The 20,141-nt window shown below is 60.8% G+C and carries 20 protein-coding genes; 3 read left to right on the top strand and 17 right to left on the bottom strand.

From position 1 onward, the window contains the following. Positions 1-6: 6 nt before the first annotated feature. The gene (flhA, locus tag J3P75_RS19970) at positions 7-2,136 is read right to left on the bottom strand and encodes a flagellar biosynthesis protein FlhA (RefSeq protein WP_090282372.1); all 2,130 of its coding nucleotides are present in this window, start codon (positions 2,134-2,136) and stop codon (positions 7-9) included. 665 nt (positions 2,137-2,801) lie between these two features. Here flhA and J3P75_RS19975 point away from each other — a divergent pair. From J3P75_RS19975 to J3P75_RS19985, 3 genes are all read left to right on the top strand, one after another. After that, positions 2,802-3,161 carry a DUF6124 family protein gene (locus tag J3P75_RS19975; protein ID WP_258451999.1) on the top strand — a complete coding sequence of 120 codons (360 nt, stop codon included), beginning with the start codon at positions 2,802-2,804 and terminating at the stop codon, positions 3,159-3,161. 378 nt (positions 3,162-3,539) lie between these two features. Beyond that, entirely contained in the window at positions 3,540-5,027 is a 1,488-nt protein-coding gene (locus tag J3P75_RS19980) for a hypothetical protein (protein WP_434707909.1), read from the top strand. A gap of 35 nt (positions 5,028-5,062) precedes the next feature. Then, entirely contained in the window at positions 5,063-6,772 is a 1,710-nt protein-coding gene (locus J3P75_RS19985; RefSeq protein ID WP_434707910.1) for a hypothetical protein, read from the top strand. Positions 6,773-7,185: 413 nt separating this feature from the next. Here the strand turns inward: J3P75_RS19985 and J3P75_RS19990 are convergent, their stop codons facing one another. From J3P75_RS19990 to fliH, 16 genes are all read right to left on the bottom strand, one after another. Continuing rightward, the gene (locus tag J3P75_RS19990; RefSeq protein WP_434707911.1) at positions 7,186-7,422 is read right to left on the bottom strand and encodes a hypothetical protein; all 237 of its coding nucleotides are present in this window, start codon (positions 7,420-7,422) and stop codon (positions 7,186-7,188) included. Between the two features lie 140 nt (positions 7,423-7,562). Further along, a complete protein-coding gene (gene flhB, locus J3P75_RS19995) occupies positions 7,563-8,702 on the bottom strand; it encodes a flagellar biosynthesis protein FlhB (RefSeq protein WP_434590980.1) in 1,140 nt (379 codons plus the stop codon). A 3-nt stretch (positions 8,703-8,705) separates the two neighbouring features. Continuing rightward, entirely contained in the window at positions 8,706-9,491 is a 786-nt protein-coding gene (gene fliR, locus J3P75_RS20000) for a flagellar biosynthetic protein FliR (RefSeq protein ID WP_203421227.1), read from the bottom strand. 3 nt (positions 9,492-9,494) lie between these two features. Further along, positions 9,495-9,764, bottom strand: a complete 270-nt coding sequence (gene fliQ, locus J3P75_RS20005) for a flagellar biosynthesis protein FliQ (RefSeq protein WP_016771067.1) — start codon at positions 9,762-9,764, stop codon at positions 9,495-9,497. Beyond that, positions 9,761-10,519 carry a flagellar type III secretion system pore protein FliP gene (gene fliP / locus J3P75_RS20010; protein WP_434707912.1) on the bottom strand — a complete coding sequence of 253 codons (759 nt, stop codon included), beginning with the start codon at positions 10,517-10,519 and terminating at the stop codon, positions 9,761-9,763. The genes fliQ and fliP overlap by 4 nt, the downstream gene beginning before the upstream one ends. Beyond that, the gene (fliO, locus tag J3P75_RS20015; protein WP_434707913.1) at positions 10,519-10,971 is read right to left on the bottom strand and encodes a flagellar biosynthetic protein FliO; all 453 of its coding nucleotides are present in this window, start codon (positions 10,969-10,971) and stop codon (positions 10,519-10,521) included. The genes fliP and fliO overlap by 1 nt, the downstream gene beginning before the upstream one ends. Then, entirely contained in the window at positions 10,972-11,430 is a 459-nt protein-coding gene (gene fliN, locus J3P75_RS20020) for a flagellar motor switch protein FliN (RefSeq protein WP_425516418.1), read from the bottom strand. It abuts the gene before it with no gap. A gap of 55 nt (positions 11,431-11,485) precedes the next feature. Then, entirely contained in the window at positions 11,486-12,454 is a 969-nt protein-coding gene (fliM, locus tag J3P75_RS20025; RefSeq protein ID WP_003222890.1) for a flagellar motor switch protein FliM, read from the bottom strand. Positions 12,455-12,463: 9 nt separating this feature from the next. After that, on the bottom strand, positions 12,464-12,967 hold the full coding sequence (fliL, locus tag J3P75_RS20030) for a flagellar basal body-associated protein FliL (protein ID WP_090282363.1): 504 nt from the start codon (positions 12,965-12,967) through the stop codon (positions 12,464-12,466). A 490-nt stretch (positions 12,968-13,457) separates the two neighbouring features. After that, on the bottom strand, positions 13,458-14,828 hold the full coding sequence (locus J3P75_RS20035) for a flagellar hook-length control protein FliK (protein WP_434707914.1): 1,371 nt from the start codon (positions 14,826-14,828) through the stop codon (positions 13,458-13,460). 104 nt (positions 14,829-14,932) lie between these two features. After that, positions 14,933-15,280 (bottom strand): Hpt domain-containing protein, encoded by a 348-nt coding sequence (locus J3P75_RS20040; protein ID WP_434707915.1) that lies wholly within the window; start codon positions 15,278-15,280, stop codon positions 14,933-14,935. Between the two features lie 31 nt (positions 15,281-15,311). Continuing rightward, a complete protein-coding gene (locus tag J3P75_RS20045) occupies positions 15,312-17,015 on the bottom strand; it encodes an ATP-binding SpoIIE family protein phosphatase (protein WP_434707916.1) in 1,704 nt (567 codons plus the stop codon). Positions 17,016-17,020: 5 nt separating this feature from the next. Beyond that, on the bottom strand, positions 17,021-17,326 hold the full coding sequence (locus J3P75_RS20050; protein ID WP_434707917.1) for an STAS domain-containing protein: 306 nt from the start codon (positions 17,324-17,326) through the stop codon (positions 17,021-17,023). Between the two features lie 201 nt (positions 17,327-17,527). Then, positions 17,528-17,977 carry a flagellar export protein FliJ gene (gene fliJ, locus J3P75_RS20055; RefSeq protein ID WP_090282358.1) on the bottom strand — a complete coding sequence of 150 codons (450 nt, stop codon included), beginning with the start codon at positions 17,975-17,977 and terminating at the stop codon, positions 17,528-17,530. A 6-nt stretch (positions 17,978-17,983) separates the two neighbouring features. Further along, positions 17,984-19,342 carry a flagellar protein export ATPase FliI gene (gene fliI, locus J3P75_RS20060; protein WP_394508396.1) on the bottom strand — a complete coding sequence of 453 codons (1,359 nt, stop codon included), beginning with the start codon at positions 19,340-19,342 and terminating at the stop codon, positions 17,984-17,986. Continuing rightward, positions 19,332-20,138 carry a flagellar assembly protein FliH gene (gene fliH, locus J3P75_RS20065; RefSeq protein WP_434707918.1) on the bottom strand — a complete coding sequence of 269 codons (807 nt, stop codon included), beginning with the start codon at positions 20,136-20,138 and terminating at the stop codon, positions 19,332-19,334. The genes fliI and fliH overlap by 11 nt, the downstream gene beginning before the upstream one ends. Positions 20,139-20,141: the final 3 nt, after the last annotated feature.

The raw sequence follows: 20,141 nt of genomic DNA on the forward strand, positions 1-20,141 counted from the left end.
ACTACCTCAGCCGTTGGGCCCTACTGTCGCAACGATGGTCACTTGCTTGTTGTCCGGTATTTCCTGGTAGGCCAGCACATGCAGTCCGGGGACGGCGAGGCGGCCAAAGCGCGAGAGCATCGCGCGGATCGGGCCGGCGACCAACAGGATCACCGGCTGACCTTGCATTTCCTGACGCTGCGCCGCTTCGATGAGCGAACGTTGCAGCTTCTCGGCCATGCTTGGCTCCAGCAGAACACCCTCTTCCGAGCCTTGTCCTGCCTTCTGCAGACTATTGAGCAATATCTGTTCCAACCTTGGTTCCAAGGTGATCACAGGCAGCTCGGACTCAGTGCCTACAATGCTTTGGACGATTGCACGGGATACGCCGACCCGCACGGCGGCCACCAACGCGGCGGTATCTTGACTCTTGGCGGCGTTGTTGGCGATGGCTTCGGCGATGCTGCGGATATCGCGCACCGGCACGTGTTCGGCGAGCAACGCTTGCAGGACTTTGAGCAACTGCGACAGCGACACCACACCCGGCACCAGCTCTTCCGCCAGTTTCGGCGAGCTCTTGGCCAGCAACTGCATGAGTTGCTGGACTTCTTCGTGGCCGATCAGCTCGCTGGAGTGCTTGTACAGAATCTGGTTCAAGTGCGTCGCAACCACGGTGCTGGCGTCGACCACGGTGTAGCCGAGCGACTGCGCCTGGGCGCGCTGGCTGATTTCGATCCACACCGCCTCCAGGCCAAAAGCCGGATCTTTGGCGTTGATACCGTTGAGCGTGCCGTAGACCTGGCCCGGGTTGATCGCCAGTTCGCGATCCGGGTAGATCTCGGCTTCCGCCAGGATCACGCCCATCAGCGTGAGGCGATAGGCGCTCGGCGCCAGGTCGAGGTTGTCACGGATGTGCACGGTCGGCATCAGAAAGCCCAGATCCTGCGAGAGCTTCTTGCGCACGCCCTTGATCCGCGCCAGCAACTGCCCACCCTGATTGCGGTCCACCAGCGGAATCAGGCGGTAGCCGACTTCCAGGCCGATCATGTCGATGGGCGTCACGTCGTCCCAGCCCAGCTCTTTGGTTTCCATGGCGCGGGCCGGCGACGGCAGCAGTTCCTGCTGACGCTTGACCTCTTCCAGCGCCACGACCTTGGCGACGTTCTGCTTTTTCCAGAACAGGTAGGCGCCGCCCGCGGCCAGCGCGGCCATGCTCAGGAAGGAGAAGTGCGGCATGCCCGGCACCAGGCCCATCACCGCCATCAAACCTGCGGCCACGGCCAGCGCTTTCGGCGAAGCGAACATCTGCCGATTGATCTGTTTGCCCATGTCTTCCGAGCCGGAAGCACGGGTCACCATGATCGCCGCCGCTGTCGATAACAACAGTGATGGCAATTGCGCCACCAAACCGTCACCGATGGTCAACAAGGCGTACACCTTGCCGGCGTCAGCAAAACCCATGTTGTGCTGGAAGATACCGACGGCCATGCCGCCGATGAGGTTGATGAACAGAATCAGCAGGCCGGCGATGGCGTCACCGCGGACGAACTTGCTGGCACCGTCCATCGAACCGTAGAACTCGGCCTCCTGCGCGACTTCCTGGCGGCGCGCCTTGGCCTGGGCCTGATCGATCAGGCCGGCGTTGAGGTCGGCGTCGATCGCCATTTGTTTGCCGGGCATCGCATCGAGGGTGAAGCGCGCGCTCACCTCGGAAATCCGCCCGGCACCCTTGGTCACCACGACGAAGTTGATGATCATCAGGATCGCGAACACCACGATACCGACCACGTAGTTACCGCCGATCACCACCTCACCGAAGGCCTGGATCACCTTACCGGCGGCGGCGTGGCCGTCCTGACCGTGAAGCATCACCACCCGCGTCGAGGCTACGTTCAGTGCCAGTCGCAACAGCGTCGCGACCAGCAGAATGGTCGGGAACACCGCAAAATCCAGCGGCCGCAGCGCATACACGCAGACCAGCAGGACCACAATCGACAGCGCGATGTTGAAGGTAAAGAACACGTCGAGCAGGAACGGCGGCACCGGCAACATCATCATCGCCAGCATCACCAGCAGCAACAACGGCACGCCCAGATTGCCTCGACTGAGGTCGGCAACGTTTGTGCGAGCAGTGTTGAATAACTGAGAGCGATCCACCGGTTTTCCCCGTTCCTTTAAAGCAAACTTTTGACGCCCCGAGTGGGCGCACGGCGGCTATTGCAAGAAGCCTTCCAACTTTTGCCGGGGAGATGAAACAGGAAGGGATAAACACGCCCCCTGTAGGAGTGAGCCTGCTCGCGATAGCGGTGTGTCTGGTTCGAATTCATCGACTGAAAAACCATCGCGAGCAGGCTCACTCCTACAGGGGACAGCATTCCAAATGTCAGATTGAAGTGCATTCCAAACTGTGGGAGCGAGCCTGCTCGCGATGAGGCCCTTATGTCCGGCACAAATTTCTTGCTTTAAACGAAGCCGTTTAAAAGACACCTCCAGACACGCCTTCCAAACTACAAATCCTTGCGCCATTGCCTACAGCCAAGCCAGAATCCGCCGGCTTGTGCGCTTTGGGGTCGGGTTCTATTGTGGTCCGGTCGCTGACGAATCAGCGATCGGGTTTAGCGACCCGGACTCTCTCAGTGCATCAGCGTTCGTAGCAACGTTGCGGAGATCTTCGCCCGCAATAACGTTATGGCGGCTGTATGCGGGAGACCTTCGGGTCTACCGGGGTGCCTGAGACCGGTTCGCTAACCTGCGTACAGCTGCCACCTTCACCTGTTTAGCGACAGGGAAAAGAGTGGCTCCATAACCTCAGGAGCTCCACCATGATCAAACCAACCCCCAATCCACCCGAAACCGACCCCACCTCCCCCTACGAATCCCTCGATTCCAACAAACTCCACGACGCTGCCGACCGCGCCCTCGATCACTACCTCTGCCCGCCCGGCTCCCCGCCACCGCCGCGTAAAAAACGCACGATGTACGCCGTCACCGCCGACTTCAAAAACGAAGAACTGCTGGCCAACGCCTGCGAAACCCTCGCCTCGGCCAGAACCATCGCCAATGACTTCGCCAACCTCATCCCCGCGTCGCAGCGCAGAACGCTGCTGGGGATTGCGCAACTGATCATGCTCGGCGAGCTGGCGGTGAGTCGGGCGCTGGATAATCTGGAGTTGCCGCAATAGCTCCACCGATGATCGTTGATCGTTCCCACGCTCTGCGTGGGAATGCAGCCAGGGACGCTCCGCGTCCCCTTCAAAGCCGAACGCGGCGCATGCGTTGAGGCATTCCTTCGCAGCGCGCGGAAACGGTCAAAAAACCTGCATTTACACACCGGACCTGTGGGAGCGAGCCTGCTCGCGAAAGCTGACGACCAATCGACACCTCTCTACAGCACATAAACCTGCCGTCCAATCCACCGCGATGGCGGGCTCCATTTTCCACTATTCAACCCGACCAGTCGTCCGAAACCCATCGACACCTGTCAGATCTGACAGGTGCGCAATCCGTCACTAAGCGCTTTGATAACCCATGCCCGTTTTCGCCGCGCAGGAGCGTTATTCATGACCACCTCAACCCCACCGGACAACACCGTTCTCGTCCTGAGTCCGCCCATCGTAAACGGCCAGACCACGCCCGTGGTAGGTGCGCACATCGGCGTGCCTCTGGTGGCTTATGACTTGGTCACCGACGGTGAAGGTGCGGTCGTCCTCGTCGACCCACCACTGTCGGGCACCATGGACCCCGGTGACGTCATGGAGCTTTGGCTTGAGGGCGAAGCAGCTGCGCTGGACAGCGAAACCATTGAGGACCCAAACGCTCGCACCACACTCCGCATTCCCAAAGGTCGCCTGCATCCAGACTGGGTCAACAAGCTGTACTACACCATCAAACGCGGCAGCAGCAACATCGGCACCTCCGAACCACCGCTCGAAATGCTCTACAACCGCATCCGCCCCGGCCTGAAAGATCGCCTGACCGAGCCCGGCGGCCACTCCGAGCTAAAACTGTTGCTGCCAGACACCATCAAGAACGGCGTCGGCCCGGAATTCGTCAGCGCCGAAATCTGCGTGGCCTATCCGTACTGCCGGGCTTACGACCTCATCACCCTCAAGTGCAACGGCGAATACCTCGACCCCAAACCCAGGGTGAACCCGAATCAGGCGCCACAACCGCCGAATCCCGGCTCCGAAGTGCCAATCACCATCTGCTTCACCATCACCCGCGCCTACCTGGAAAAAGCGCAACGGCTGGATAAAAAATTGCATTTTTCCTTCACGGTCACCGACCAGCTCGGCAACGGCCCGGACACCGATGCGCCATGGTCGCCGTTGCACACGGTGGATGAGGATCTGGATGGCGATCTATTGCCGATGCCGATCTTGCGGGAAGTGCCGAGCGACTCAAACGACGACCCGGGCATCATCGATCTGATAAAACTGGCGGGCAAAGCGTTGTCAGTGGTCGTGTTGACCTCGGATGCCCGCTTTGTGGTGGGCCACGATGTGATTGCCACTTACACCGCTAAGAACACGGGGCAACCGGGCGACGTGGTGGTTGTCGTCCGCGGCAAGGTCGAACAGGATGAGTTCGGGCAAAAAATCCGCTGCGTGCTTGAAGTACCCAACGACCGGATTTTCGCTAGCAGTGTCGTCACGGTGACCTACGAACTGCGCAAACCCAACGGCGATCTGGTGGGGACTTCCAGCGCGGCCAACGCCACGGTAACTGACGCGCCTCCGATTGATTTGAAACCGGAAATCACCTCGGTAAGGGACTCCCTGAACAAGGAAATCCCGCATAACGGTGGCACCGTCGATCCTCAGGTGAAGTTGACCGGAACTGCTACACCACTGGAGCAAGTAGAGCTGTTCGAGGGAAGTTCCTCCAAAGGAAAATGGCCGGTCAATGCCGATGGCGAATGGACTTACGAAACCACGTTAGCGGGTATCGGGACGCGGGTATCGGGACGCGGGTATTCACCGCGAAAGCAGACTACGGAACGGGCCAAGTCTCTGCCGAGAGAATCTTTACTCTTTCGGACGCACTGACGCCTGCCATTGATTCGGTGAAGGACTCCGGAGGAGTGGAAATACCTAACAACGGGATCACATCCGATACCACTATCAAGCTGAGCGGCACCGCCACGCCTCGTCTGGAAGTTGAAATTTTTAACGGGGCTGTCTCGATAGGCAGCGCGGAGGTGAATGGCAGCACCGGCAAATGGGAACTTGAGGTGACGGGACTGACCCTTGCCGCGCACAGCTTTGTTGCCAAAGCAAGCTATGGCTCTGAGGGAGAATCGCCGGCCTGGTTGGTGAACGTCGTCGCAGAGGTAACGCCGACTATTACATCGGTAAGGGATTCCAAAGGGGAAGTGGCTGCGGGCGGCATTACGTTCGATACTTCAGTCACGCTGAGCGGCAAGGCATCCCCCAATCAGAAAGTCGAGATCTTCGACGGTGTCACATCAAAAGGTGAGGTCCTGGTCGATGCCAACGGCAACTGGACACTGCCACTGACGGCGCTCAGTGCCACCGCTCACAGCACCACGGTTAAAGCCTTGTATGGCAGCAATCCGGTGTCGGCAGCGCGGACCTTTACCGTGGCGGTAGCGACGGCCCCGACCATCACCACGGTCAGGGACTCCGTCGGCGAAGTCACGCAGGGGGGAACGACCTTCGATACCTCAGTCACGCTGAGCGGCAAGGCATCCCCCAATCAGAAAGTCGAGATCTTTGACGGTGTCACATCAAAAGGTGACGTCCTGGTCGATGCCAACGGCAACTGGACACTGCCACTGACGGCGCTCAGTGCCACCGCTCACAGCATCACGGTTAAAGCCTTGTACGGCAGCAATCCGGTGTCGGCAGCGCGGACCTTTACCGTGGCGGTAGCGACGGCCCCGACCATCACCACGGTCAGGGACTCCGTCGGCGAAGTCACGCAGGGGGGAACGACGTTCGATACCTCAGTCACGCTGAGCGGCAAGGCATCCCCCAATCAGAAAGTCGAGATCTTTGACGGTGTCACATCAAAAGGTGACGTCCTGGTCGATGCCAACGGCAACTGGACACTGCCACTGACGGCGCTCAGTGCCACCGCTCACAGCATCACGGTTAAAGCCTTGTACGGCAGCAATCCGGTGTCGGCAGCGCGGACCTTTACCGTGGCGGTAGCGACGGCCCCGACCATCACCACGGTCAGGGACTCCGTCGGCGAAGTCACGCAGGGGGGAACGACCTTCGATACCTCAGTCACGCTGAGCGGCAAGGCATCCCCCAATCAGAAAGTCGAGATCTTCGACGGTGTCACATCAAAAGGTGAGGTCCTGGTCGATGCCAACGGCAACTGGACACTGCCACTGAAGGCGCTCAGTGCCACCGCTCACAGCATCACGGTTAAAGCCTTGTATGGCAGCAATCCGGTGTCGGCAGCGCGGACCTTTACCGTGGTGGCACGACAGACTCCTTACGTCGTGGCTGCCTATGCAAACGGTGTTTTAATCCCTTTGAACACAGCGATAGAGCTAACGCAGCGCAGCGTCATGATCGAGGTAGAAGTGGAGTATGGCAACGCACCCGGGAGCCGCGAGATGAGGGTTGAGATTAAGGAGGGTGGCAACCAGTACACTTTTGCCGGATCGGTCGTCGTCTCTGGGGCCGGGCGGCGGCGATTCGCCGTTCAGCCTGCTCGAGATATACCTCATCGACTCGCTCTCAACCTTTACGCTCGGGCATACGGGGACGGCTTAGCTCAAAACGCACCCTTTGGTTTCGGGATCATCGGACTTTAGCGTGACAGCCTGATCAAAACCTTGGTTACGAGGGGTTGAGTGGACTAACAGGGACGGACTAACAGGGACAGACCACGTTTAATTCAGGTATTCACTCGATCTTTCCCTTTTAACTTGGGTTTTTAAAGGACACCTCCAGACACGCCTTTCGTACAAAGGGGAGGGAAGAAAGAGGACGCATTATTTATCTCTCGCGGCGCACCGGGCGCTGGATAATCTGGAGTTGCCGCAATAGCGCCACGGATGATCGTTCCCACGCTCCTGCGTGGGAATGCCTCAACGGACGCTCCGCGTTCGGCTTTGGAAGGGACGCGGAGCGTCCCGGGCTGCATTCCTTTGCGGCGCGTGGGAACGATCAGAAGACGATCATCAAAAACCGCCGTCCCGTTTTCAGCGGCTTTGCGAACGGTTGCTCAATACCGGAGGATTTTCACTTTTCCATTTTTGCTTTTGGGCAATTGGAACTCGACCTCGCCGCCTACTTTGATGTTCGACTGCAGGGCATCTGCCAATGGAATGCTGAATCGGTACTCTTTTGCAGTCAGAAAAAACCCTGTGGCTTCGGCGAAGGAAAGGCAGCGTCCCGACGGCTTCGGCGTGATAGTGCCCCTTCCGGTTTTTTCATCGTAACTACTGAAAATACCTTTCATTGTCGTGCTCCCTTGCACTCGCTCGCCTGACCGCGCCAGGTTCGCGGCGCCACCTTGCATCAAACTGCAAAATCAGCGCGAGCGCACCTGTCAGAGTTGACAGTAAAGGGAGGTCTCAGACCAATGGCTGCACAGCAACGTCAGGAATCGCGGCGCAAATCCGGCGGAATCGGCAAATCGTCCTTGAGCGGATCCGGCCGTTTGCCCTTGCCCGCGCGGTACTGGCGGATCTGGTAGACGTACGCCAACACCTGCGCCACCGCCAGATACAGCCCGCCGGGGATCTCCTGATCCAGCTCGGTGGAGTAGTAGATCGAGCGCGCCAGGCCCGGCGATTCGAGGAGCATGACGTTGTTGGCGACGGCGATTTCACGGATTTTCAGGGCGAGGAAGTCGCTGCCCTTGGCCAGCAGCACCGGTGCGCCGCCCTTCTCCGAGTCGTATTTGAGCGCGACGGCGTAGTGGGTCGGGTTGGTGATGACCACGTCGGCATCGGGGATCGCTGCCATCATGCGGCGCTGGGACATTTCGCGCTGGGTCTGGCGGATGCGCTGTTTGACTTCCGGGCGACCTTCCTGATCCTTGTGTTCGTCGCGCACTTCCTGCTTGGTCATCAGCAGTTTCTTGTGCGCTTCCCAGAGCTGCACCGGCACGTCGACGGCGGCGATGATGATCAGGCCGCAGGCCAGCCACAGGGTGCTCCAGCCGACCAGCAACACGCTGTGAATGATTGCCTGATCCAGCGGTTCATGGGCGATGCGCAACAGGTCATCGACGTCGGCCGACAGCACCACCAGCGCCACGCCGAGGGTGATCAGAAACTTGGCCAGCGCCTTGAGCAGTTCGACCACGGCCTTGAACGAGAACATTCGTTTCAGGCCGGCGGCGGGGTTCATCCGGCTGAACTTGGGTGCCAGCGAGCCGGCCGCGAACAGCCAGCCGCCGAGGGAGATTGGGCCGACGATGGCGGCGATCAACAAGGTGATCATCACCGGCTGGATCGCCAGCAACGCCATCAGGCCCGACTGCATCAAAAACCGGCCCATGGCGCCCTGATCCATCACCACTTCACGGGACAAAGTGAAGTTCAGGCGCATCAGGTCCATCAGGTCTTCAGCCAGCATGCCGCCGAAGATCAACAATGCCGCGGCGCCGGCCATCATGACCGCGAGGGTGTTGAGTTCTTTGGAACGGGCAATCTCGCCCTTCTCACGGGAATCCTTTTTACGTTTCTCCGTGGGGTCTTCTGTTTTGTCCTGACCGCTTTCGCTCTCTGCCATGACTCAGCGCGCCCGTGCCAGTTCGCGTAGCAACTGCAAGGCCTCGCTGGCCAGCGGTTGATACTGGTTGAGAATGTCCGCCAGCCCGACCCAGACAATGAACAGACCGAGCACCAGGGTCAGCGGAAAACCGATCGAGAAAATGTTCAGCTGCGGCGCGGCGCGGGTCATCACGCCAAAGGCGATGTTGACCACCAGCAGCGCAGTCACCGCCGGCAACACCAGCAACAACGCCGCGCCGAGCACCCAGCCGAGCTTGCCGGCCAGCTCCCAATAGTGCGCGGTCATCAGACCGCCGCCGACCGGCAGCGTGGTGAAGCTTTCAGTGAGAACTTCGAAGACCACCAGATGGCCGTTCATCGACAGAAACAGCAGTGTCACCAGCATGGTGAAGAACTGTCCGATCACCGCCACCGAAACGCCATTGGTGGGGTCGATCATCGAGGCGAAGCCCATGCCCATCTGAATCGCGACGATTTGCCCGGCCACGGCGAATGCCTGAAAGAACAATTGCAGGGAAAAGCCCAATACCGCGCCGACCAGAATCTGCTCGGCGATCAGCAACAGGCCGCTGAGATCCAGCGGGCTGACGGCGGGCATCGGCGGCAGCGCCGGGGTAATCACCACGGTGATCGCTACGGCGAAGTACAGGCGCACGCGCCGCGGAACCAGGGTGGTGCCGAAAATCGGCATGACCATCAGCATCGACGCGACGCGAAACAGCGGCAACATGAACGACGCCACCCAGGTGCTGATCTGGGTGTCGGTCAGCTGAAGCAGCGATTGCATGGCTTAGCCGATGACCATCGGAATGTTTTTGTACAGCTGGATGATGTATTCCATGAACGTCTGCACGATCCACGGACCGCCGATGATCAGCGTCACCAGCATCACCAAAAGACGCGGCAGAAAGCTCAAGGTCTGTTCGTTGATCTGCGTCGCGGCCTGAAACATCGACACCAGCAGGCCGACCAGCAGGCTTGGCACCACCAGTATGGCGACCATCATGGTGGTCAGCCACAGGGCTTCACGAAAGATATCGACCGCAACTTCCGGCGTCATGGCGAGACACCTCCAAAACTGCTGGCGAGTGTGCCGATGATCAGCGCCCAGCCATCGACCAGCACGAACAGCATGATCTTGAACGGCAACGAAATGATCAGCGGCGAGAGCATCATCATACCCATCGCCATCAGCACGCTCGCGACGACGAGGTCGATGATCAGGAACGGGATGAAGATCATGAAGCCGATCTGGAACGCGGTCTTAAGCTCGGAGGTCACGAACGCCGGCACCAGAATGGTCAGCGGGGCCTGATCCGGGCTGGCGATGTCGCTGCGCTTGGACAGGCGCATGAACAGCTCCAGATCGCTGGTGCGGGTCTGGGCGAGCATGAAGTCCTTGATCGGCACCTGGGCCTTTTCCACCGCTTGCTGCGCGGTGAGGGTTTCGGCCAGATACGGCTGCAGCGCATCCTTGTTCACCCGATCGAACACCGGCGCCATGATGAACATCGTGAGAAACAGCGCCATGCCGGTGAGGATCTGGTTCGACGGCGTCTGTTGCAGGCCCAGGGCCTGACGCAGGATCGAGAAGACAATGATGATCCGGGTGAAGCTGGTCATCAGGATCACGGCCGCCGGAATGAAACTCAGGGCGGTCATGATCAGCAGGATCTGCAGGCTGACCGAGTATTCCTGCGCGCCGTCGGCGTTGGTGCCCAGGGTGATCGCCGGGATCGACAACGGATCGGCAGCCAATGCCAACGGCGCGGCCAGCATCAGGGCCAGCGTCAAGACGATGCGGAGCGCAGCCATTACTTCGTATCCTTCTGATCCTTGCCGAGAATCTTCAGCAGATGCTGGGCAAATTCCGGTGTGGCTTTTTCGCTGGCGGTGGGCACTTCGACCGGCTCTTTCAGTACATGCAGCGCAGTGATGCTGCCGGGGCTGAGGCCGAGCAGAATCTGCTCGTTGCCAACCTGCACCAGCATCAACCGGTCACGCGGGCCGAGCGCGCGCGAACCGATCAGCTCGATCACCTGGCCCTTGCCCGCCGGACCTGCCTGCTGCACCCGGCGCAACAGCCAGGCGAGGAAGAAGATCAGGCCCAGCACCAGCAGCAAGCCGAACACCAGTTGCGTCAGTTGCCCGGCCACGCCGCTGTTGACCATCGGCGCGGTGGCGGCAGGCGCAGCAGCGGTTGTACCCGGCTCGGCGGCCAGCACGCTCAATGGCAATGCCAGCAGAGTCCAGAGAAACCTTTTCACTCAGCGCAGCTTCTTGATGCGTTCGCTTGGGCTGATCACGTCGGTCAGGCGGATGCCGAACTTCTCGTTGACCACTACCACTTCGCCGTGGGCGATCAGGGTGCCGTTGACCAGCACGTCCAGCGGCTCGCCGGCCAGACGATCGAGCTCGATCACCGAACCCTGGTTGAGTTGCAGCAGGTTGCGGATGTTGATGTCGGTGCTGCCGACTTCCATCGAGATCGATACCGGGATGTCGAGAATCACGTCCAGGTTCGGGCCGTCGAGGGTTACCGGGTCGTTGTTTTTCGGCACGCTGCCGAATTCTTCCATCGGCAGGCGATTGGAACTCGCAGTACCGGCATCGGCGGCCAGCAGCGCATCGATGTCAGCCTGACCAGCGTCACCAGTTTCTTCCAAGGCCGCAGCCCACTCATCGGCCAGTGCCTGATCGTCCTGCGCGTTCATATCGTCGTTCATCATGTGTCCTCGGCGGGCAACAATTCGGTTAAATGCGGGGGTGGAAAGCGCCGCCTCAGCGACGCTCGATCGGCTCGATCACTTGCAACGCGAGGTTGCCTTTGTGCGAGCCCATCTTGACCTTGAAGGCCGGCACGCCGTTGGCGCGCATGATCATGTCTTCCGGCATCTCGACCGGGATCACGTCACCCGGCTGCATGTGCAGGATGTCGCGCAGCTTCAACTGGCGGCGGGCCACGGTGGCACCGATCGGCACGTCGACATCGAGTACGTCCTGGCGCAGGGCGTTGACCCAGCGCTCGTCCTGATCGTCGAGGTCGGACTGGAAACCGGCGTCGAGCATTTCGCGCACCGGCTCGATCATCGAATACGGCATGGTCACGTGCAGATCGCCGCCACCGCCATCGAGTTCGATGTGGAAGGTGGAAACCACGATCGCTTCGCTCGGGCCGACGATGTTGGCCATGGCCGGGTTCACTTCCGAGTTGATGTACTCGAAATTGACTTCCATGATCGCCTGCCAGGCTTCTTTCAGATCGACGAAGGCCTGTTCCAGCACCATGCGCACCACGCGCAGTTCGGTCGGGGTGAATTCACGCCCTTCGATCTTCGCGTGACGGCCGTCGCCGCCGAAGAAGTTGTCCACCAGCTTGAACACCAGTTTGGCGTCGAGGATGAACAGCGCGGTGCCGCGCAACGGTTTGATCTTGACCAGGTTGAGGCTGGTCGGCACGTACAGCGAGTGCACGTATTCGCCGAACTTCATCACCTGCACGCCACCGACGGCAACGTCCGCCGAGCGGCGCAGCATGTTGAACATGCTGATGCGGGTGTAGCGGGCAAAACGCTCGTTGATCATTTCCAGGGTCGGCATGCGTCCACGGACGATGCGATCCTGGCTGGTCAGGTCGTAGCTTTTGACACTGCCGGGTTCGGCAGCGTTATCGGTCTGTACCAGACCATCGTCGACGCCATGCAACAGCGCGTCGATTTCATCCTGGGACAGCAGATCCTGCACGGCCATGTCGTGTTCCTACTGCAGTACGAAATTAGTGAAAAGCAACTGTTCGATGACCACTTTGCCCAGCTCTTTCTGCGCCACTTCCTGGACGCTGGCTGTGGCCTTCTGGCGCAACATCTCTTGCCCGACCGGGGTCGCCAGGGTGGCGAAATCCTGACCGGAGAAGAGCATCACCAGGTTGTTGCGGATCACCGGCATGTGCACTTTGAGCGCGTCCAGATCGGCCTGGTTACGCGCCAGCATGGTGATGCTCACCTGCATGTAGCGCTGTCGGCCGTTCTGGTTGTAGTTGGCAACGAAGGCCGGCGCCATCGGCTCGAAGATCGCCGCCTGCTTGCCGACCGGCGCAGCTTCGGCGGCCTCGGCAGGCTTGCTCTGGGCGCTGTGCATGAAGAACCAGGTCGCCCCTACGGACGCACCGATGGCCAACAGCAAGGCCAGCACGATCACAATGATCAGCTTGAGTTTGCCTTTGGTTGCCGGGTCTTTTACCGCTGCTGCTTCGCTCTTCGCCATGCCAATAATCCGTCACTAATCGGGGGTTTTACAGTTGCACGGCTAGGCAAGAGCAAGTGTTATGCCAGAAGTGTCGGAGGCGGCGCCAGACAGCGCCAAAGTCAAAAGCCACCCTCACCCCAGCCCTCTCCCGGAGGGAGAGGGGGCAGATTGAGTCGGGTTTTGGTTATGCGTCGGCCTGACAGACCGAGTTCAGGCAAGAGCAAGCGTATGCCAGAAGTGTCGGAGGCGGCGCCAGACAGCGCCAAAGTCAAAAGCCACCCTCACCCCAGCCCTCTCCCGGAGGGAGAGGGAGCAGATTGAGTCGGGTTTTCGTTTTGCATCGACCCGAAAAACCGAGTCGATTGTGAGTCGGTCGAAATAATCAAAGGCGCACGCCAGATGGATTCAGCGCAAAACCATAAGGACGACAAACATCCTGAGCATCCCCCAATCAGTCCCCTCTCCCTCTGGGAGAGGGCTAGGGTGAGGGGCTTTTGATCTGAGGCAATCAGGCGTAATAGTCGACCGCGCTACTGCCAATCACGCTTGTAGTCTGAGCTGCCACTTCAGCCACGCTGGCCGGTGCCAACTCTTCGTCCACCGCATCAAGGCGACCGCCGGCAGCGCTGGTGCGCCCGCTCTGGCCCTGCTGCGCCTGTTCCTGGCCTTGCTGGCCCTGCCAGCCACGGTTCTGGTCGGCGACATTGACGTCGACCTGGCCCATGCCCTGCTGGTTGAACATGTCGCGCAGGCGATGCATCTGGCTGTCAAGCGCTTCACGTACGCTTGGATGCGCACTCATGAACGTCACCTGCGTCTGCTGGTCCGGGACCATGTTCACGCGGATGTCCAGACGCCCGAGTTCGGCCGGTTGCAGCTGAATGTCCGCCGCTTTCAGGTTGGCACTCGACAGATACATGACGCGGTTGACCACTTCTTCAGTCCAGCCGCTCTGGTGCATGGCGATCGGCTGATTCACCGGCACTGCATTGGCGGTCTTCGGCGTAGCCGCCTGGGTCAACGCCGCCAAGCGGTTGGCGAAGTCATCGACGCGGGTGTCGCTGGTCGCTGATGTCAGATCCTTAAGGCCATCGTCGATCAAGCCACTGAATGCCTTCTCGCCGCCCTGGCTGGTGCTGTCCTTGTCGGCTTGCACATCAAGCATGCTGGCCATGCCGGCCGCGAAGTTCTGTGCCGCAGTCAATTCGCCGTCGGCCTGAGTCTGGGCCGGCGACGCTTTCGGTTGCGCCTGGCTGGCGGCGGAAATATGCCCGCCCTGCTCCATCGCCATGCGCACGGCCGGCAGCGAATCGAGCGGGTCGGCGGACGGATCGAAATCGCTGGCAGGGGTGGCCGCCGGATCTTTGACCATGCTCGGCAGAGCAGTCAGCGCCGGCGTCTCAGCTTCCGGCTGGGCTGTGGCGACGACGGCCGGCGCCTGCACGACAGGCGCGGCGATCACCGGTTGCGCAGCGGCCACCAATGCCGGATCCAGTGCAGGATCAACCGGCGCAGTTTCAACGACCGGCGCTTGCGGAGCGTCCCCACTGGCATCGCTATCGGCGGCAGTGTCATCGCTGGCTGTGGCTTTATCGGCAGGCAAGTCGTTGCCGCTATCGGCAACCGCCGGCTGCGCAGCGGCAGACGGATCCTTGCTGATGTCTTGTTTGCCGCTGCTATCGGCGGCCTTGTCGCGCGTCGGTTTGGGCGAATTGTCAGCGTTGGCGACGGGCTTGTTCGAGCCCTGATCGGCGAACACTTTTGCGAAGCTGGAGGCTTTATCCCCGGTGTCTGCGGCCATTGCCGACGTTTTGGCCGAGGCGGCTTGCGCCTTGGCCTGAGCGGCGTTGTGAATGAGGATGTTGGGGGTCGCAGGCATGAAACGGTCTCCGCTGCACTGGGATCGTAGGTACAGTTGCGGAGTTATCTGCAAGTGCCGGGCCAGATACGCCCGGCGCTCGGGAAAAGCGCCGGACGGCCGGATCAGTGGGTATGGGCGTGGTGCTTTTCGTCTTCGTAAACAGGACGCACGTCGGCGAACTCACCGGCGATGCGAGCGACCAGTTGCGCCCGTGCTTCAGGCGTCTGATCTTTGGCGCTCGACTCCAGATCCTGGCACAACGCGGCCAGGCGAACCGCGCCCATGTTACTGGCGCTGCCCTTGAAGCTATGGGCAACTTCCGATAACGCCTTGGCATCCACCGCATTGCGCAGCTCGGCCAAGCGACTTTCTGAATCCGCCAGAAAAGTATCCAAGAGCTCTGGATAGCCCTCCTCCATGACCTCGCGCAACACGCTCAGCGCATCGCGATCTATGTGTAAGTCAGTCACTTGCTCACTCCTTGATCAAGAATTTCGCGGATTATGCCTCAATCCCCCAGAAAAACTCCACGCAGGCACTACGACCTTCGTCCGCCCAGCGAGCGTTATGCCCCAGTTGCCGGACCAGACCGACACCGCGACCCGACAGACGGAGCCCTTCCAGCGGCCGCTCCATGACCTTGGCGACATCGAAACCCTTGCCGCTGTCCTCGACCCGAATCAGCAGACCACCGCCCGTGCCACGCGGCTGCACCTGCAGATGCACCCGGACAAATCCGCCCTGCAGCGCTTCGAGGCGGTCATTGCGTTGCTGATAATAAAGCGCAAAACCCGCCGCATCGCGCTTGAGGCTCGAGTCCAGGCCGAGCACGCCATGCTCCAGCGCGTTGGAATACAACTCGGCCAGCACGCTGTAGAGCGCACCACTCTGCGTGCGCAGCCCGTGCACCTCTAGCAACAGTTGCAACAGATAGGGCAAGGGATTGAAGCGCTTGAGCGTGGCGCCACGGAATTCGAAACTCACCGACCAGTCCAGCGGGCTCGACTGGCCGCTGTCGGAGTACACCGGCGTCAGGGTCTGCGCCGGTGCGGATTCAAGCAGGCTGACCTCGACCATGCTGACGTCGTCACGGGCCTCGCCACCAAAGTCGCGCAATGCCTGCTCGATGTCTTCAAACAAGCGATCTGCCTGGCGATTGGCGGCGAACACCTGCTGCAAGCGCTCGACGCCGAACAACTGATCATCGGCGTCACTGGTGTCGATGACCCCGTCCGACAACAGGAACACCCGGTCATCGATGGCCATCGGATGCACGTCGGTGCGGTCATCGAAGGCCTCGGCGCTGAGAATGCCCAGCGGTAAATGCGCCGACGGCAACGGTATCCGCTCGCCCGTGGCCATGCGGTGCAGATAACCGTCCGGCATGCCGCCATTCCACACCTCCACCGAACGGCTCTGGAAACTCAAACAGAGCAAAGTGGCGCAGCAGAACATGTCCACCGGCAGGATGCGCTTGAGCTTGGCGTTCATCTCACGCAGGGTTTCCGCCAGGCCGTAGCCTTTGGCGGTCATCCCGTAAAACACTTCGGCCAACGGCATCGCCCCCACCGCCGCTGGTAAGCCGTGGCCGGTGAAGTCACCGAGCATGACGTGCATGTCGCCGGCCGGCGTGTACGCCGCCAGCAACAGGTCACCGTTGAACAGCGCATAGGGCGATTGCAGATAGCGAATGTTCGGCGCATTCAGGCAACCGGAATGCGCGACCTTATCGAACACCGCTTTGGCGACGCGCTGTTCATTGAGCAGGTAATCGTGATGCCGGGCGATCAGGTCGCGCTGTTGCAGAACCGTCGCCTGCAAACGGCGCAAGCGATCCATCGCCTTGATTTTGGCGGCGAGGATCACCTGGTTGTACGGCTTCGCCAGAAAGTCGTCACCACCCGCCTCCAGGCAGCGGACCAACGCTTCGCTTTCGGTCAGCGAGGTGAGGAAGATGATCGGCACCAGCGTCTCGCCCGCCAGCGCCTTGATCTGCCGTGCAGCCTCGAAGCCGTCCATCACCGGCATCAGCGCGTCCATCAGGACCAGATCGGGATGTTGCCGCTTGAAGATGTCGACCGCCTCGGCACCGTTCGCCGCCGTCAACACTTGATGACCCTGGCGGCGGACGATGGTCGACAGCAGCAAGCGATCGGCGGCGCTGTCTTCGGCGATCAGAACGGTCAGCGGCTCTTGCGCCTGCATGGCCGTCAACTGATGTCGAACAGTTTGTCGAAGTTCGAGATCGCGAGGATTTTTTTCACGTCGGAACTGCTGTTGACTACACGGATATCCGCCTCGTCGCCGCCGGCGTGATCGCGCAGCAGAAGCAGCATGCCCAGCGCCGAGCTGTCGAGGTAGGTCGCTTCTTTCAAATCGACGACGATGGACTCGGGTTTGGTATTGAGCTTTTCATACGACTCGCGAAATTCCTGATGGCGACCAAAATCGAACCGCCCCTTCACCGCTATCGTGAGTTTTTTCTGGTCTGGAGAGACTTGTGTAACGACTGACATTGACTGGCTTCCTTGTCATTGACGAACCTGTACAAGGTTTAGCACCTGGATAGGGATGGGGCAAGGCGCAACGGTTGATCATATGTGGATGTCAGTGTGGCAGCGAGCCTGCTCGCGAAAGCATCCTGTCAGTTGACTAAAGGGTGACGGACACTGCGCTTTCGCGAGCAGGCTCGCTCCCACAGGGGTTCAGCGGTGAGTTTAGAAGGCATCACGCCGCGGCAGGCGCTGGGACAATTCATCGAGCAGCTTCTGTTCGCGCTTGTCTTCCAGGCGCTGCGCCTCGTCGCGGTAACGCTGGACCAGTTTGCGCAAACCCTCGACGCGAGCGAACGCCTGTTGCCACTCATTGCGTGCCTTGTCGAGGTTGTTTTGGTGCCAGACCAGACTCTGGCGCTGCTGGTCGACGGCGGTGTCGAGTTGCGCCAGAAAGCCCTGAAACCCGAGCAGCCATTGACCGGACACACCGGTGCTGCCGCGCACGATCCATTGCTGTGAGTAATCCAGACGAAAGGCATTGAGGTCGGCGAGTTTGCTCTCGGCAACCGTCACCTGCCCCTGGAAATAAGCCATGCGTTGCACGGCGGTTTTCTCGGCCTTCTCGGCCATTTCCACCACCGGTGCCAGGCGCGCGGCGCGGCTGACGGCCATGACCGCTTACCCGCCCGCCGCTGGGGCGAACAAGGTTTCGAGGTAGGCTTGGCTTTCGCCCATGGTGATCTTGTCGTTGAGGCCCTGCCGCTGGTAGCGGACCAGTTGCGCTTGCAGGGAAATCGCCAGATCGGTCTCGCGATCGCCGCCGGCGACGTAGGCGCCGACGCTGATCAGGTCGCGGCTCTGCTGATAGCGCGACCACAGTTGTTTGAAATACTGCGCACGCTGCATGTGTTCCGGAGAGACCACCGCTGGCATCACCCGGCTGATCGACGCTTCAATGTCGATGGCCGGATAGTGCCCTTCCTCGGCCAAGCGCCGGGACAGCACAATGTGCCCGTCGAGCACGCCTCGCGCCGAGTCGGCAATCGGGTCCTGCTGGTCGTCGCCCTCGGAGAGCACGGTATAGAACGCGGTGATCGAGCCGCCGCCCTTCTCCGCGTTACCGGCCCGTTCGACCAGTTTCGGCAGTTTGGCGAACACCGACGGCGGATAACCCTTGGTCGCTGGCGGCTCGCCGATGGCCAGGGCAATTTCCCGCTGGGCCTGGGCGAAACGGGTCAGCGAGTCCATCAGCAACAGGACGTTCTTGCCCTTGTCGCGAAAATACTCGGCGATGCGCGTGCAGTACATCGCCGCGCGCAAACGCATCAGCGGCGCATCGTCCGCTGGCGAGGCGACCACTACGGAGCGCTTGAGGCCTTCTTCACCCAGGCTGTGCTCGATGAATTCTTTAACTTCGCGACCCCGCTCGCCGATCAGGCCGACGACGATAATGTCGGCTTCGGTGAAGCGGGTCATCATGCCCAGCAGCACCGATTTACCGACACCGGTACCGGCGAACAGGCCCAGACGCTGGCCGCGACCGACCGTCAACAAACCGTTGATGCAACGGATACCGACGTCCAGCGGCTCGCTGATCGGATCACGGTTGAGCGGGTTGATCGTCGGGCCGTCCATCGGCACCCAGTCTTCGGCTTTCATGCCGCCCTTGCCATCCAGCGCGCGACCGGCACCATCGAGCACGCGACCGAGCATGCTCATGCCCATCGGCAAGCGACCGGTCTCGGCCAGCGGCACCACGCGGGCGCCCGGCGCAATCCCGGCGACGCTGCCGACCGGCATCAGAAAGACTTTGCTGCCGGAAAAGCCCATGACTTCGGCTTCGACCTGCGAGGGGTGATAGCTGTCGTCGTTGATCACCAGGCAGCGCGTGCCCATGGCCGCGCGCAAGCCTTCGGCTTCGAGCGTGAGGCCGACCATGCGCAGCAGACGCCCTTCGAGAATCGGCGCGCCGGCCATTTCGGTGGCCTCGGCGTAGGTGCTCAGGCGCTTGGCGAAGCTGGTGCGTTCAAGGCGCATCGGGGTGGTCCGCGAGCGGCTCTTCAGCAGCAGCCGTCGGCTTGATGTCGTCGGGGATGTCCAGGCTCAGGTCGGCCTCGGCCGGGTGCAAGGCCTGCTCGTGCAACTGGTCGAACAGCTTGTCCATGACCTGCGCGACGCGGGTCTCGATGCTCGCATCGATGCGGCTGTGCGCGGTTTCAACCCTGCAGCCACCCGGCATCAGCGTTTCGTCTTCGACGATGCGCCAGGTTTCTTCGTGACGTTCGCGCAGGCTTTTCGCTTGTTCGAAATCCTGCGGATTGACGTACAGGCGCACGTTGTCGACGCCCAGCGGCAACAGCTTGAGAGCGTCGCGCATGACGTGTTCGATCTGGCTCGAGTCGATGGCCAGCTCGCGCTTGATCACCTGCCTGGTGATGTGTTGCACGAGGTCGACCAGCGACTTTTCGATCTGCGTGTCCTGCTCGGCGATGGGTTCGAACAGGTGCGCCATCAGTTGCTCGAGGCTGGCGAGTTTCGCCGCCAGCGCCACTTCGGCTTCCTGACGCACCTTCAGCGTGGCGCTGTGAAAACCTTCCTTTTCGCCAATGGCGAAGCCCTCGTTGTAAGCCTCCTGGCGGATGCTTTCGAGTTCTTCCAGAGTCAGTGGCTGGACTTCCTCCAGCGGCACTTCTTCCATTTCCGGCGGTTCGGGTTCCGGCTCGGGCTCGGGTTCCGGTTTTGGCGGGTCGAAGCTGGGCAGCGCCCACGATTCGAAACCACGAACATCGCGGGCGCGGATCAGATCCGTCACAGACTCGTCAGGCTTGTCCATGGG

It is taken from the genome of Pseudomonas sp. R1-1 (assembly GCF_051132135.1).
Lineage (GTDB): Bacteria > Pseudomonadota > Gammaproteobacteria > Pseudomonadales > Pseudomonadaceae > Aquipseudomonas.